14 protein-coding genes and 1 tRNA gene are annotated in these 12642 nt (G+C 64.0%); all 15 read left to right on the top strand.

Annotation, left to right across the window (positions count from 1 at the left end; all coding sequences use genetic code 11):
* The first annotated feature begins 86 nt into the window (after positions 1–86).
* The 15 genes from ACLB1G_RS18930 (at position 87) to nuoH (ending at position 12634) form a co-directional block, all read left to right on the top strand.
* Positions 87–296, top strand: coding sequence for a hypothetical protein (locus ACLB1G_RS18930; RefSeq protein ID WP_491628789.1), 210 nt, complete (start codon positions 87–89; stop codon positions 294–296).
* 116 nt (positions 297–412) lie between these two features.
* Complete coding sequence (locus tag ACLB1G_RS18925; RefSeq protein WP_491628788.1) at positions 413–1174, top strand: GIN domain-containing protein; 762 nt, start codon at positions 413–415, stop codon at positions 1172–1174.
* Between the two features lie 70 nt (positions 1175–1244).
* Positions 1245–1853, top strand: a complete 609-nt coding sequence (locus tag ACLB1G_RS18920; protein ID WP_491628787.1) for a tetratricopeptide repeat protein — start codon at positions 1245–1247, stop codon at positions 1851–1853.
* A 182-nt stretch (positions 1854–2035) separates the two neighbouring features.
* The gene (locus tag ACLB1G_RS18915; protein WP_491628786.1) at positions 2036–3016 is read left to right on the top strand and encodes an NAD(P)H-quinone oxidoreductase; all 981 of its coding nucleotides are present in this window, start codon (positions 2036–2038) and stop codon (positions 3014–3016) included.
* Between the two features lie 76 nt (positions 3017–3092).
* Positions 3093–3842 carry a triose-phosphate isomerase gene (gene tpiA / locus ACLB1G_RS18910; protein WP_491628785.1) on the top strand — a complete coding sequence of 250 codons (750 nt, stop codon included), beginning with the start codon at positions 3093–3095 and terminating at the stop codon, positions 3840–3842.
* An 86-nt stretch (positions 3843–3928) separates the two neighbouring features.
* A complete protein-coding gene (gene secG / locus ACLB1G_RS18905) occupies positions 3929–4357 on the top strand; it encodes a preprotein translocase subunit SecG (RefSeq protein ID WP_491628784.1) in 429 nt (142 codons plus the stop codon).
* A gap of 111 nt (positions 4358–4468) precedes the next feature.
* Positions 4469–4553 (top strand) — tRNA-Leu (locus tag ACLB1G_RS18900).
* A 154-nt stretch (positions 4554–4707) separates the two neighbouring features.
* A complete protein-coding gene (locus ACLB1G_RS18895; RefSeq protein WP_491628783.1) occupies positions 4708–5067 on the top strand; it encodes an NADH-quinone oxidoreductase subunit A in 360 nt (119 codons plus the stop codon).
* A 3-nt stretch (positions 5068–5070) separates the two neighbouring features.
* Positions 5071–5547: a NuoB/complex I 20 kDa subunit family protein gene (locus ACLB1G_RS18890; RefSeq protein WP_491628782.1), complete on the top strand. Its 477-nt coding sequence runs from the start codon at positions 5071–5073 to the stop codon at positions 5545–5547.
* Positions 5548–5565: 18 nt separating this feature from the next.
* The gene (locus ACLB1G_RS18885) at positions 5566–6159 is read left to right on the top strand and encodes an NADH-quinone oxidoreductase subunit C (RefSeq protein ID WP_491628781.1); all 594 of its coding nucleotides are present in this window, start codon (positions 5566–5568) and stop codon (positions 6157–6159) included.
* Complete coding sequence (locus ACLB1G_RS18880) at positions 6159–7412, top strand: NADH-quinone oxidoreductase subunit D (protein WP_491628780.1); 1254 nt, start codon at positions 6159–6161, stop codon at positions 7410–7412. Before ACLB1G_RS18885 ends, ACLB1G_RS18880 begins: the two co-directional genes overlap by 1 nt.
* 21 nt (positions 7413–7433) lie before the next feature.
* Entirely contained in the window at positions 7434–7910 is a 477-nt protein-coding gene (gene nuoE, locus ACLB1G_RS18875; RefSeq protein ID WP_491628779.1) for an NADH-quinone oxidoreductase subunit NuoE, read from the top strand.
* The gene (nuoF, locus tag ACLB1G_RS18870) at positions 7907–9202 is read left to right on the top strand and encodes an NADH-quinone oxidoreductase subunit NuoF (RefSeq protein WP_491628778.1); all 1296 of its coding nucleotides are present in this window, start codon (positions 7907–7909) and stop codon (positions 9200–9202) included. Before nuoE ends, nuoF begins: the two co-directional genes overlap by 4 nt.
* Before the next feature lie 22 nt (positions 9203–9224).
* Complete coding sequence (gene nuoG / locus ACLB1G_RS18865; RefSeq protein ID WP_491628777.1) at positions 9225–11549, top strand: NADH-quinone oxidoreductase subunit NuoG; 2325 nt, start codon at positions 9225–9227, stop codon at positions 11547–11549.
* Positions 11549–12634, top strand: coding sequence for an NADH-quinone oxidoreductase subunit NuoH (nuoH, locus tag ACLB1G_RS18860; protein WP_491628776.1), 1086 nt, complete (start codon positions 11549–11551; stop codon positions 12632–12634). The genes nuoG and nuoH overlap by 1 nt, the downstream gene beginning before the upstream one ends.
* The last annotated feature ends 8 nt before the right edge of the window (positions 12635–12642 follow it).

Raw genomic sequence — 12642 nt, 5'->3', positions numbered from 1 at the left:
TTTTGCAGTTCGTCGCAATCCGGATGAGGGCAGGGAAGCGCTTCGCTATAGTGATCACATACCCACTGCATACGAAGGAGCGCATCATGAACATCGCTAAAAACATGGAAGCCATCTTCCTCGCTGTCGCCGTGCTGGGCGGCGCCACCGCCTACGCCACCGCCGCCCAACCGGAAATCGTGGTGCCCTACAGCACCCCGGTAGTGGCAGCCGCCCAGGCCGATCAAGCCATGCCTGTCGTTGTTGTCGCCGCCAAGCGCCTGTCCGCCGCGGAAAAAGCCGCTCTGGTGCAATAACACGCGGCGGGCGATTGCCTGCCGCCGCCATGGGCTGCTACATTAGCCGCCACGGCGCCGGTCCCAAACGCCGCGCTGGCCGCTAATGGCGAAGAGAACTACACGAGGAATCGACTATGACGAAATTTTTCCAATTTGGCTTGCTGTTCGCCGCGTTCTGCGCGCTGTTTGGCCGCGCGAACGCCGAGGACAACCTGACCGAGACGCGCTCCATCGATGCGCGCGTGGTGCGGGTCAAGCTGGACGGCATGATAGACCTGAAGCTGCGCCAGGGCGCCTCGCCGGCGCTGGTGATCATCACGGACAAGCGCTACACGGGCAAGGTCAACGCCTCGCAGGCCGGCGACACCCTGCACCTGGACACCGAGGCACGCGGCCTCAAGCTGAGCCACGCCATGGTGCGCGCCGAACTGGTGCTGCCCATGCTGCGCGAGGTGGTGTCGGAAGGTGTGGGCACCACCGAGATCAACGGTTTCAGCGGCGACGAACTGGAGCTTACCCTGGATGGCGCCGGCTCCATGAAGCTCAACGGCGACTACAAGCGGCTCAAGGCCAACCTGGGCGGCGTCGGCAACATGCAGCTGTGGGTCAGCGAGAATGACAGCGTGGACCTGGACCTGCGCGGCGCAGGCTACATCACGCTGGGCGGGCGCAGCAAGATGCTGCGCGCCACCCTGGGCGGACTGGGCGGCCTGAATGCCCAGCAGTTCCAGGCCGAGTCCGTGAACGTGGACCTGAGCGGGCTGGGCAACGCCACCGTCAATGCCAGGGCCAACGCCGTGCTGAACCTCAGTGGGTTGGGCTCGGTCACGGTGTACGGCAAGCCCCTGAACCGCGATGTGACAGTGGATGGGCTGGGCAAGGTCAGCTGGAAGTAAACACCAAGCAGTTAGGGGAACCGGAGGGGTCTCCGGAACAAGAAGAGAGAAATACCCAATCTGACGCGACATGAAAAAACTATTATTAGCGATAGGCCTGCTGCTGGGCGTCCAGTACGCAGCCCAGGCCGGCTTCGCCGAAGGCGCCACCGCCTACAACAACAAGAATTACCAGCTGGCCTACCGCGAGATCGCGCCCCTGGCCAATGCCGGCAATCCCGACGCCGAGCATCTGCTGGGCTTGATGTACTACATGGGCCGCGGTGTGCCGCAGGACTACAAAAAGGCGCTGGAATGGCACCGCAAGGCCGCGCTCAAGGGCAAGGCCGACGCCCAGTACGTGGTGGGGGCCATGTATTACACGGGCAATGCCGTGATCCAGGACCACAAGCAGGCCGTGGTCTGGTTCCGCAAGGCGGCCGAGCAGGGCCATGCCGAGGCCCAGCAGGTGCTGGGACTGATGTACCGCTACCACATAGGCGGCATGCCCCAGGATAATGTGATTGCCTACATGTTGTGGAACCTGGCGGCGGCCGGCGGCTCGGCCAATGCGGCCGAGCAGCGCGCCGCCATCCTGCGCAGCATGACCCAGGAGCAGATCGAGGAGGGCCAGGCGCTGTCGGCCGCGTGGAAGCCGAACACGCCACTGCCCCAAAAGTCCCGCACCGGCGGCAGCTAACGCCTTTCTCGATGCGAGCATGGCGTCGTTGCCGCTCCTTGCCGTGCAGGCGCACTGCCTTCGGCGCCCCGGCCTTGCCCGCGCCTGGCCCTGACGCTGAGTAGGGCCAACGCTGAAATTGCCGCCGCGCTGCAGCAAATTTCCGGCTGGCGTACAATCGTCCTTTCTCCAGAAAGGGTGACATGCGCGCGATAGAAATCACTCAACCGGGTTCGCCCGAGGTGCTGCAGGAATGTGAACGTCCCATCCCGGCCGTCAAGGCCGGCGAACTCCTCATCAAGGTGCACGCGGCCGGCATCAACCGGCCCGACGTGTTCCAGCGCCAGGGCAGCTACGCGCCGCCGCCCGGCGCCTCCGACCTGCCGGGCCTGGAAGTAGCCGGCGAAATCATCGATGGCGATCTGGCCGGCACCGGTTTCAAGAAGGGCGACGCCGTGTGCGCCCTGGTGCAGGGCGGCGGCTACGCCGAATACTGCGTGGCGCCGGCCGCCCAGTGCCTGCCGGTGCCCAAGGGCTTGTCCATGCTGGAGGCGGCCTCGCTGCCGGAAACCTTCTTCACCGTCTGGAGCAACGTATTCGACCGGGTCCGCCTGGCCGGCGGCGAAACCCTGCTGGTGCAGGGCGGCACCTCGGGCATAGGCGTGACCGCCATCCAGCTGGCCACGGCCATGGGCCACCGCGTATTCGCCACCGCCGGCAGCGAGGACAAGGCGCGCGCCTGCGAGAAGCTGGGCGCCGAGCGCGGCATCAATTACAAGGCCGAGGATTTCAGCGCCGTGGTCAAGTCGCTCACCAACGACCGTGGCGTGGATGTGATCCTCGACATGGTGGGTGGCGACTACCTGCCGCGCGAGATCGCCTGCCTGGCCGACGACGGCCGCATTGCCGTGATCGCCCTGCTGGGCGGCGCCAAAGCCACCCTGGACCTGGGCCAGGTGCTGCGCCGGCGCCTGACGGTCACCGGTTCCACCCTGCGGCCGCGCTCCGTGGCCTTCAAGGGCGCCATCGCGGCCCAGCTGCGCCAGCGCGTCTGGCCCATCATAGAGTCCGGCAAGATCAAGCCCGTGATCTACCAGGTGTTCCCACTGGAGAAGGCCGCCGCCGCCCATGCGCTGATGGAAAGCAGCGCCCATGTGGGCAAGATCATGCTCCAGGTAATCTAATTAACAACAACCCGGTTTGACCGGCCTTCTGACCGCACGGTAAAATAGCGGGTTATTACATATTCTGGCCTCCACGATGCGTCGCAAACTAGTACTCGGTAATTGGAAAATGAATGGCAGCCGCAGCGCCAACAGCGCGCTGCTGTCCGGCATCCTGGCCGGCCTGGATGCGCAGGCCGGCGCCGACTGCGGCGTCTGCGTGCCCGCTCCCTACCTGGCCCAGGCCGAGGCTGAACTCCAGGGCACGGCCGTGGCCTGGGGCGCGCAGGATGTGTCGGTGCACGCCAGCGGCGCCTATACCGGCGAGGTGTCGGCCGCCATGCTGGCCGATTTCGGCGCCCGCTATGTGCTGGTCGGCCACTCGGAGCGCCGCAGCTACCACCAGGAGAGCAATGCCGTGGTGGCGCAGAAGGCCGTGGCGGCCCTGGGCGCCGGCCTGACCCCGGTGGTGTGCGTGGGCGAGACCCTTGCCGAGCGCGAAGCCGGCCACACCGCGCAAGTGGTGTCGGCCCAGCTGGACGCCGTGCTGGAAGCCCTGCCGGCCGCCGGCCTGTCGCGCATCGTACTGGCCTACGAGCCGGTGTGGGCCATCGGCACCGGCAAGACCGCCACCCCGGCCATGGCGCAGGAAGTGCACCAGTTGCTGCGCGCCGGCGTGGCGGCCAGGGATGCGGCGGTGGCAGCCGAAGTGAAGATCCTGTACGGCGGCAGCATGAAGCCGGACAATGCGGCGGAATTGCTGGCCCAGCCCGACATCGACGGCGGCCTGATCGGCGGCGCGGCGTTGAAGGCGGCCGATTTCCTGGCCATCATACAAGCGGCTTAATCGCCGCGTGTAATAAACCGGTTTCACTGCGGTGGAAACTTAACGATACAAAGTAGTTAGCTTAATTAATCTGGGAATGGAATAACATGAACACCTTGTTCAATCTGATCGTTATCGTGCAGGTTTTGTCGGCCCTGGCCATTATCGGCCTGGTGCTGCTGCAGCACGGCAAGGGCGCCGACATGGGTGCGGCCTTCGGGTCCGGCGCTTCCGGCAGCCTGTTTGGCGCCACCGGCTCCTCCAACTTCATGTCGAAGTCGACCGCCATCGCGGCCGTGGTGTTCTTCAGCGCCACCCTGGCCCTGTCCTACGTGACCACCCATCAGGGCGGCGGCAGCGTGAGCGGCGGTGTGATGGAGAAGGCGGTTCCTGCTGCCCCGGCCGCACCGGCCCCGACTACTGGCGCGGGCGCAATCCCCGCCACTACCGCACCGGCAGCCCCGGCAGCGGCCGCACCGGCATCGTCGGCACCCGAAGCAGCGCCGGCTGGCGCGGCAGGCGCCATCCCGAAATAACATGAGAATGAACTAATCTCAACTGAATCGTAGTTTTATCGTTTTTCTTCTTGTTTTACCGCAATACGCATTAACAAATGCGGGAAAACACAGTAGAATAATGGCCTTAATGCCGACGTGGTGAAATTGGTAGACACGCTATCTTGAGGGGGTAGTGGCGCAAGCTGTACGAGTTCGAGTCTCGTCGTCGGCACCAGAAATCAGAGGCCAGCGAAGGTGGTAACCATAGCTGGCTTTTTTACGAGGATGTGTCGTTCGATCCTGGTCTACGCTGATTGGGGCGAACGTCAAAACGCACCGCAGGACACCGCAGTGCGCCGTGTTAACTGACCAAGAGAAGCTCATCAATCGTGAACCTCGAAAATTACTTCCCCGTACTGCTCTTCATCCTCGTCGGCCTCGGTGTCGGCATCGTGCCCCAGGTCCTGGGCCACATTCTGGGCCCGAACAAGCCCGACGCGGTCAAACTGTCCCCCTATGAGTGCGGCTTCGAAGCGTTCGAAGATGCGCGCATGAAGTTCGACGTGCGTTACTACCTCGTCGCTATCCTCTTTATTTTGTTCGATCTGGAAACGGCATTCTTCTTCCCGTGGGGCGTATCCATGCGCGAACTGGGCTGGGGCGGCTTCGTGACGATGATGGTGTTCATCGCCGAATTCGTGGTCGGTTTTTGGTATATCTGGAAGAAAGGTGCCCTTGATTGGGAATAAGCCATGGCTATTGAAGGCGTATTAAACGAAGGTTTCGTCACTACCTCGCTGGACTCGGTGATCAACTGGGCGCGCACCGGGTCGATGTTCCCGATGACGTTCGGTCTGGCCTGCTGTGCAGTGGAAATGATGCACGTGGGCGCGGCCCGCTACGACATGGACCGCTTCGGTGTCGTGTTCCGCCCCTCGCCGCGCCAGTCCGACGTGATGATCGTGGCCGGCACCCTGTGCAACAAGATGGCGCCCGCCCTGCGCAAGGTGTACGACCAGATGCCGGAACCGCGCTGGGTGATCTCCATGGGCTCGTGCGCCAACGGCGGCGGCTACTACCATTATTCCTACTCCGTGGTGCGCGGCTGCGACCGCATCGTGCCGGTGGACGTCTACGTGCCGGGCTGCCCGCCCACGGCCGAGGCTCTGCTGTACGGCATCATGCAGCTGCAGAACAAGATCAAGCGGACCAACACGATCGCACGCTAACCGGGGCCGCCACTGACTATGACTACACAATTGGATGTACTGAAAAACGCCCTCGGCACCGCCCTGGGCGAACGCGTTAGCGCTACCCTTGCGCTGGGCGAGCTGACCATCGAGGTCAAGGCCGCCGACTACTACGCCGTGATGCAAACCCTGCGCGACGACCCGTCGCTGCACTTCGAACAGCTGATCGACCTGACCGCCATCGACTACCTGAACTATGGTGAAGGCAGCTGGGACGGCCAGCGTTTCGCCGTGGTGGTGCACCTGCTGTCCGTCAAGCACAACTGGCGCCTGCGCGTGCGCGCCTTCTGCCCGGACGACGACATGCCGCTGCTGCAGTCCGTCACGCCGCTGTGGCGCGCCGCCAACTGGTACGAGCGCGAAGCCTTCGACATGTTCGGCATCCTGTTCGAGAACCACAACGACCTGCGCCGCATCCTGACCGACTACGGCTTCATCGGCCATCCGTTCCGCAAGGACTTCCCGGTGTCGGGCTATGTCGAAATGCGCTACGACCCCGAGCAGAAGCGCGTGATTTACCAGCCGGTGACCATCGAGCCGCGCGAAAACGTGCCGCGCGTCATCCGCGAAGAAAATTACGGGATCAAATAATGGCTGAGATTAAGAACTACACCCTGAACTTCGGTCCGCAGCACCCGGCAGCGCACGGCGTGCTGCGCCTGGTGCTGGAGCTGGACGGCGAAGTCATCCAGCGCGCCGACCCCCACATCGGCCTGCTGCACCGCGGCACCGAGAAGCTGGCGGAACAGAAGACCTACCTGCAATCCGTGCCTTACATGGACCGGCTCGACTACGTCTCCATGATGTGCAACGAGCACGCCTATGTGATGGCCATCGAGAAGCTGCTGGGCCTGGAAGTGCCGCTGCGCGCGCAATACATCCGCGTCATGTTCGACGAGATGACCCGCATCCTGAACCACCTGATGTGGCTGGGCGCGCACGCGCTGGACGTGGGCGCCATGGGTCCTTTCCTGTACTGCTTCCGCGACCGCGAAGACCTGTTCGACTGCTACGAGGCGGTGTCGGGCGCGCGCATGCACGCGGCCTACTACCGTCCGGGCGGCGTGTACCGCGACCTGCCGGACAGCATGCCGCAGCACAAGCCATCCATCATCCGCAGCGCCAAGGCCATCGCCCAGCTCAACGAGAACCGCCAGGGTTCCATGCTGGACTTCATCGAGGACTTCACGCGCCGCTTCCCCACCTATGTGGACGAATACGAGACCCTGCTGACCGACAACCGTATCTGGAAACAGCGTACCGTCGGCATCGGCGTGGTGTCGCCGGAAGACGCGCTGGCCATGGGCTTCACCGGCGCCATGCTGCGCGGCTCGGGCATCGCCTGGGACTTGCGCAAGCAGCAGCCGTATGAAGTCTACGACTTGATGGACTTCGACGTGCCGGTCGGCACCAACGGCGACTGCTACGACCGCTACCTGGTGCGGGTGGAAGAACTGCGCCAGTCGAACAAGATCATCAAGCAGTGCGTGGAATGGCTGCGCAACAACCCGGGCCCGGTCATCACCGACAACCGCAAGGTGGCCCCGCCCAGCCGCGTGGACATGAAGACCAACATGGAATCGCTGATCCACCACTTCAAGCTGTTCACCGAAGGCTTCCACGTGCCGCCGGGCGAGGCCTACAGCGCGGTCGAGCACCCGAAAGGCGAGTTCGGCGTGTACCTGGTGTCGGACGGCGCCAACAAGCCGTACCGCATGAAGCTGCGCGCGCCCGACTACGCCCACCTGCAGTCGCTCGATGAAATGGCGCGCGGCCACATGCTGGCCGACGCCGTGACCATCATCGGCACCCAGGACATCGTGTTCGGCAGTATAGACCGCTAAGTGCGAGAGGCAGAAAAGATTATGTTATCCGAGCAGTGTTATCAAAAAATCGACCGCGAGCTGGCCAAGTACCCGGCCGACCAGCGGCAATCGGCCGTGATGGCCGCGCTGGCCCACGCGCAAGTGGAGCTGGGCTGGGTCTCGCCCGAGACCATGAAGGAACTGGCCGACTACATCGGCATGCCGGCCATCGCCGTGCAGGAAGTGGCCACCTTCTACAACATGTACAACCTCAAGCCGGTCGGCAAGCACAAGATCACCGTGTGCACCAACCTGCCGTGCGCCCTGTCCGGCGGCGAGCGCGCCGCGCACCACCTGAAGGAAAAGCTGGGCATCGACTACCGTGAAACCACGGCCGATGGCGAGTTCACCCTGATGGAAGGCGAGTGCATGGGCGCCTGCGGCGACGCGCCGGTGCTGCTGGTGAACAACCACCGCATGTGCAGCTTCATGACCAACGACAAACTGGACGCCCTCGTGGAGGAACTCAAGAAATGACGTCGCTCCACAACCGACACATCGACCCGGTCATCCTGGCCGGCCTGGACGGCCAGAACTGGCACCTGGAAGACTACGTGAAGCGCGGCGGCTACAGCGCCCTGCGCCGCATCCTGGAAGAGAAAATCTCCCCCGAGCAGATCATCGCCGACCTCAAGGCCTCGTCGCTGCGCGGCCGTGGCGGCGCCGGCTTCCCGACCGGCCTCAAGTGGAGCTTCATGCCGCGCCAGTTCCCGGGCCAGAAGTACCTGGTCTGCAACACAGATGAAGGCGAACCCGGCACTTTCAAGGATCGTGACATCATCCGCTACAATCCCCATGCCCTGATCGAGGGCATGGCCATCGGCGCTTACGCCATGGGCATCACGGTGGGCTACAACTACATCCACGGCGAGATCTTCCAGGAATACCTGCGCTTCGAGGAAGCGCTGGAAGAGGCGCGCGCCGCCGGCTTCCTGGGCGACAAGATCCTCGGTAGCGAGTTCAGCTTCCAGCTGCACGCCCACCACGGCTATGGCGCCTACATCTGCGGCGAGGAAACCGCGCTGCTGGAATCGCTGGAAGGCAAGAAAGGCCAGCCGCGCTTCAAGCCGCCATTCCCGGCCTCGTTCGGCCTGTACGGCAAGCCGACCACCATCAACAATACCGAGACCTTCGCGGCCGTCCCGTTCATCCTGAACATGGGTGCGGACAAGTACCTGGCCATCGGCAAGCCGAACAACGGCGGCTCCAAGATCTTCTCGATCTCGGGCGACGTCAACCTGCCGGGCAACTATGAAGTCCCGCTGGGCACGCCGTTTGCCAAGCTGCTGGAACTGGCCGGCGGCATGCGCGGCGGTAAAAAGATCAAGGCCGTGATCCCCGGCGGTTCCTCCGCCCCCGTGATCCGCGGCGAGCTGATGATGGAAACCGACCTGGATTACGATTCCATCGCCAAGGCCGGCTCCATGCTGGGCTCGGGCGCGGTGATCGTCATGGACGAGACCCGCTGCATGGTCAAGGCCCTGGAGCGCCTGTCCTACTTCTACTTCGAAGAGTCGTGCGGCCAGTGCACGCCCTGCCGCGAGGGCACGGGCTGGATGTACCGCATGGTGCACCGCATCGAGCACGGCCAGGGCCGCCCGTCGGACCTGGACATGCTGAACTCGATCGCCGACAACATCCAGGGCCGCACCATCTGCGCCCTGGGCGATGCCGCCGCGATGCCGGTGCGGGCCTTCGTCAAGCAATTCCGCGAAGAATTTGAATATCACGTCGAGCACAAGCACTGCTTGGTGCCCGCCTACATTTAAGCTGCGTCAGGTAACGATCACCATGGTTGAAATCGAAATAGACGGCAAAAAAGTCGAAGTCCCTGCTGGTAGCATGGTGATGGACGCCGCCAACAAACTGGGAACCTACATTCCGCACTTCTGCTATCACAAGAAATTGTCGATTGCAGCGAACTGCCGCATGTGCCTGGTCGAAGTGGAGAAGGCCCCCAAGCCTTTGCCCGCTTGCGCCACGCCCGTGTCGCCCGGCATGATCGTGCGCTCCGCGTCCGACAAGGCCACGCATGCGCAGAAGTCCGTCATGGAATTCCTGCTGATTAACCACCCGCTGGACTGCCCCATCTGCGACCAGGGCGGCGAATGCCAGCTGCAGGACCTGGCCGTGGGCTATGGCAAGGGCCAGTCGCGCTACGAGGAAGAAAAGCGCGTCGTGACCCCGAAAGATGCCGGCCCGCTGGTGTCCATGCAGGAAATGGCGCGCTGCATCCAGTGCACCCGCTGCGTGCGTTTCGGCCAGGAAGTGGCCGGCGTCATGGAGCTGGGCATGATAGGCCGCGGCGAGCACTCGGAAATCACCGCGTTTGTCGGCCAGACCGTCAACTCCGAAATGTCGGGCAACATGATCGACCTGTGCCCGGTCGGCGCCCTGACCTCGAAACCGTTCCGCTACAGCGCCCGTACCTGGGAACTGTCGCGCCGCAAGTCCGTGTCGCCGCACGATGGCCTGGGCGCCAACCTGATCGTCCAGGTCAAGGGCGGCAAGGTCAAGCGCGTGCTGCCGCTGGAAAACGAAGCCGTCAATGAATGCTGGATCTCGGACAAGGACCGCTTCTCGTATGAAGGCCTGGACAGCGCCGACCGCCTGACCCAGCCCATGCTCAAGCAGGGCGGCGAGTGGAAGGAAGTGGACTGGCAAACCGCGCTGGAATACGTGGCGCACGGCCTGAAGAACATCAAGCACGAGCACGGCGCCAACGCGCTGGGCGCGCTGGCCACCCCGCACTCCACCCTGGAAGAGCTGCACCTGCTGCAAAAGCTGGTGCGCGGCCTGGGTTCGGACAGTGTCGATACCCGTCTGCGCCAGAGCGACTTCGCGCTGGCGGACGTCAAGCCCTGGCTGGGCATGTCCATCACCGAGTTCGGCGCCCTCAACCGCGCCTTCGTGATCGGCTCCTTCCTGCGCAAGGACCATCCGCTGCTGGCCACCCGTTTGCGCCTGGCCGTCAAGGGCGGCGCGCAGCTGAACCTGCTGCACGCTACCGACGACGACCTGCTGATGAACGTCGCCAACAAGATCATCGCCGCGCCGTCCGACTGGCTGGCCGCGCTGTCGCAAGTGGTGGCCGCCGTGGCGCTGGCCAAGGGCGTGGCCGCTCCGGCCGGATTCGAGGGCGTGCAAGCCTCCGACGCCGCCCAGGCCATTGCCGCCAGCCTGCTGTCGGGCGAGAGCAAGGGCGTGTTCCTGGGTAACGCCGCCGTCCAGCATCCGCAAGCGTCGGCGCTGCACGCCGCCGCCCAGTGGATCGCGGAGCAGACCGGCGCCAAGCTGGGCTACCTGACCGAGGCCGCCAACACCGTGGGCGCCTACCTGGCCAACGCCAACGCCGCCAACGTGGCCGCCTTCAGCACCCCGAAACAGGCTTACCTGCTGCTGAACGCCGAACCGGAACTCGATACCGCCAACCCGCAATTGGCCACCGAAGCCCTGAAGCACGCCGAAATGGTGGTGGTGATGTCGGCCTACAAGCATGGACTGGACTACGCCGACGTGCTGCTGCCCATCTCGCCCTTCAGCGAAACCTCGGGCACCTTCGTCAACTGCGAAGGCCGCGCGCAAAGCTTCAACGGCACCGTCAAGCCGCTGCTGGAAACCCGCCCCGCGTGGAAAGTGCTGCGTGTGCTGGGCAACATCCTGGGCCTGGCCGGCTTCGACTACGACACCTCGGAACAGGTGCGCGACGAAGTGCTGGGCGCCGGCGTGACCGATGTGTCTTCCCGCCTCAACAACGTGTCCAGGCAAGCCCTGGTGGCCGCCGCCGCCAACCCCGCCGCCGGGGTCGAACGCGTCGCCGACGTGCCGATTTACTTTGCCGACGCCATCGTGCGCCGCGCCGAGTCGCTGCAGAAGATGGCCGACGCGGCCGCGCCCCAGGCCCACCTGCCGGCGCAACTGGCGCAGCAACTGGGCGTCGCCGCCGGCGACAAGGTAAAAGTCACCCAAGGCTCGGGCAGCGCCATCCTGGTTGCCGCCGTGGACGCCAAACTGCCGGCCAACACGGTCCGCGTCGCCGCCGCGCACGCTTCGACCGCCACGCTGGGCGCCATGTTTGGTCCGATTACCGTTGAAAAAGCAGGGGAGGGTAAATAATGGCTCTGCCTGAATTCGTCACCGCAATCCATACTGCCGGCGCCACCAGCGTGCTGGCTCCGGTCTGGCCGCTGGTCTGGACCTTGATCAAGATCATCTGCGTGCTGCTGCCGCTGATGGGCCTGGTGGCATACGCCACCCTGTGGGAACGCAAGCTGATCGGCTGGATCCAGATCCGTATCGGCCCCAACCGCGTCGGTCCCATGGGCCTGCTGCAGCCCATCGCCGACGCGCTCAAGCTGCTCTTCAAGGAGATCATCACCCCGACCAAGGCCAACGCCGGCCTGTTCGTGATCGGCCCCATCATGACCATCATGCCGGCCCTGGCCGCGTGGTCGGTGGTGCCCTTCGGTCCGGAAGCGGTGCTGGCCAACGTCAACGCCGGCCTGCTGCTGCTGCTGGCCATCACCTCGATGGAGGTGTACGGCATCATCATCGCCGGCTGGTCGTCGAACTCGAAGTATTCCTTCATGGGCGCGATGCGCGCCTCGGCCCAGATGATCTCGTACGAGATCGCCATGGGCTTCGTGCTGGTGGTGGTGCTGATGGTGTCCGGTTCGCTGAACTTCATCGACATCGTCAAGGGCCAGCAAGCCGGCTACTTCGTCGAGCATGGCGCCAACATCCTGTCCTGGAACTGGCTGCCCCTGCTGCCGCTGTTCGTGGTCTACCTGACCTCGGGCCTGGCCGAGACCAACCGCCACCCGTTCGACGTGGTCGAGGGCGAGTCGGAAATCGTGGCCGGCCACATGGTCGAATACTCCGGCATGGCCTACGCCATGTTCATGCTGGCCGAATACGCCAACATGATACTGGTGGGCGTGCTGGGCGCCATCATGTTCCTCGGTGGCTGGTCGGCGCCGTTCTCCTTCCTGGAATTCGGCGGCGGCTTCGGTGGCTTCTTCTGGCTGTTCGTGAAGACTTTCTTCATCGTTTCAGTCTTCATCTGGGTCCGCGGCACCTTCCCGCGCTACCGCTATGACCAGATCATGCGCCTGGGCTGGAAAGTGTTCATTCCGCTGACGCTGGTCTACCTGGTGTTCGTGGCCGGCTGGATGCAGACCTCCTGGAATATCTGGAAGTAAGGATTAAA

It is taken from the genome of Duganella kummerowiae (genome assembly GCF_053572355.1).
This window is presented reverse-complemented; position numbering and strand designations above follow the sequence as displayed.

Bases quoted from the DNA above. Each gene is read 5' to 3' on its own strand.
- ACLB1G_RS18930 (WP_491628789.1), top strand. From the start codon at position 87: ATGAACATCGCTAAAAACATGGAAGCCATCTTCCTCGCTGTCGCCGTG.
- ACLB1G_RS18925 (WP_491628788.1), top strand. From the start codon at position 413: ATGACGAAATTTTTCCAATTTGGCTTGCTGTTCGCCGCGTTCTGCGCG.
- ACLB1G_RS18920 (WP_491628787.1), top strand. From the start codon at position 1,245: ATGAAAAAACTATTATTAGCGATAGGCCTGCTGCTGGGCGTCCAGTAC.
- ACLB1G_RS18915 (WP_491628786.1), top strand. From the start codon at position 2,036: ATGCGCGCGATAGAAATCACTCAACCGGGTTCGCCCGAGGTGCTGCAG.
- tpiA (WP_491628785.1), top strand. From the start codon at position 3,093: ATGCGTCGCAAACTAGTACTCGGTAATTGGAAAATGAATGGCAGCCGC.
- secG (WP_491628784.1), top strand. From the start codon at position 3,929: ATGAACACCTTGTTCAATCTGATCGTTATCGTGCAGGTTTTGTCGGCC.
- ACLB1G_RS18890 (WP_491628782.1), top strand. From the start codon at position 5,071: ATGGCTATTGAAGGCGTATTAAACGAAGGTTTCGTCACTACCTCGCTG.
- ACLB1G_RS18885 (WP_491628781.1), top strand. From the start codon at position 5,566: ATGACTACACAATTGGATGTACTGAAAAACGCCCTCGGCACCGCCCTG.
- ACLB1G_RS18880 (WP_491628780.1), top strand. From the start codon at position 6,159: ATGGCTGAGATTAAGAACTACACCCTGAACTTCGGTCCGCAGCACCCG.
- nuoE (WP_491628779.1), top strand. From the start codon at position 7,434: ATGTTATCCGAGCAGTGTTATCAAAAAATCGACCGCGAGCTGGCCAAG.
- nuoF (WP_491628778.1), top strand. From the start codon at position 7,907: ATGACGTCGCTCCACAACCGACACATCGACCCGGTCATCCTGGCCGGC.
- nuoG (WP_491628777.1), top strand. From the start codon at position 9,225: ATGGTTGAAATCGAAATAGACGGCAAAAAAGTCGAAGTCCCTGCTGGT.
- nuoH (WP_491628776.1), top strand. From the start codon at position 11,549: ATGGCTCTGCCTGAATTCGTCACCGCAATCCATACTGCCGGCGCCACC.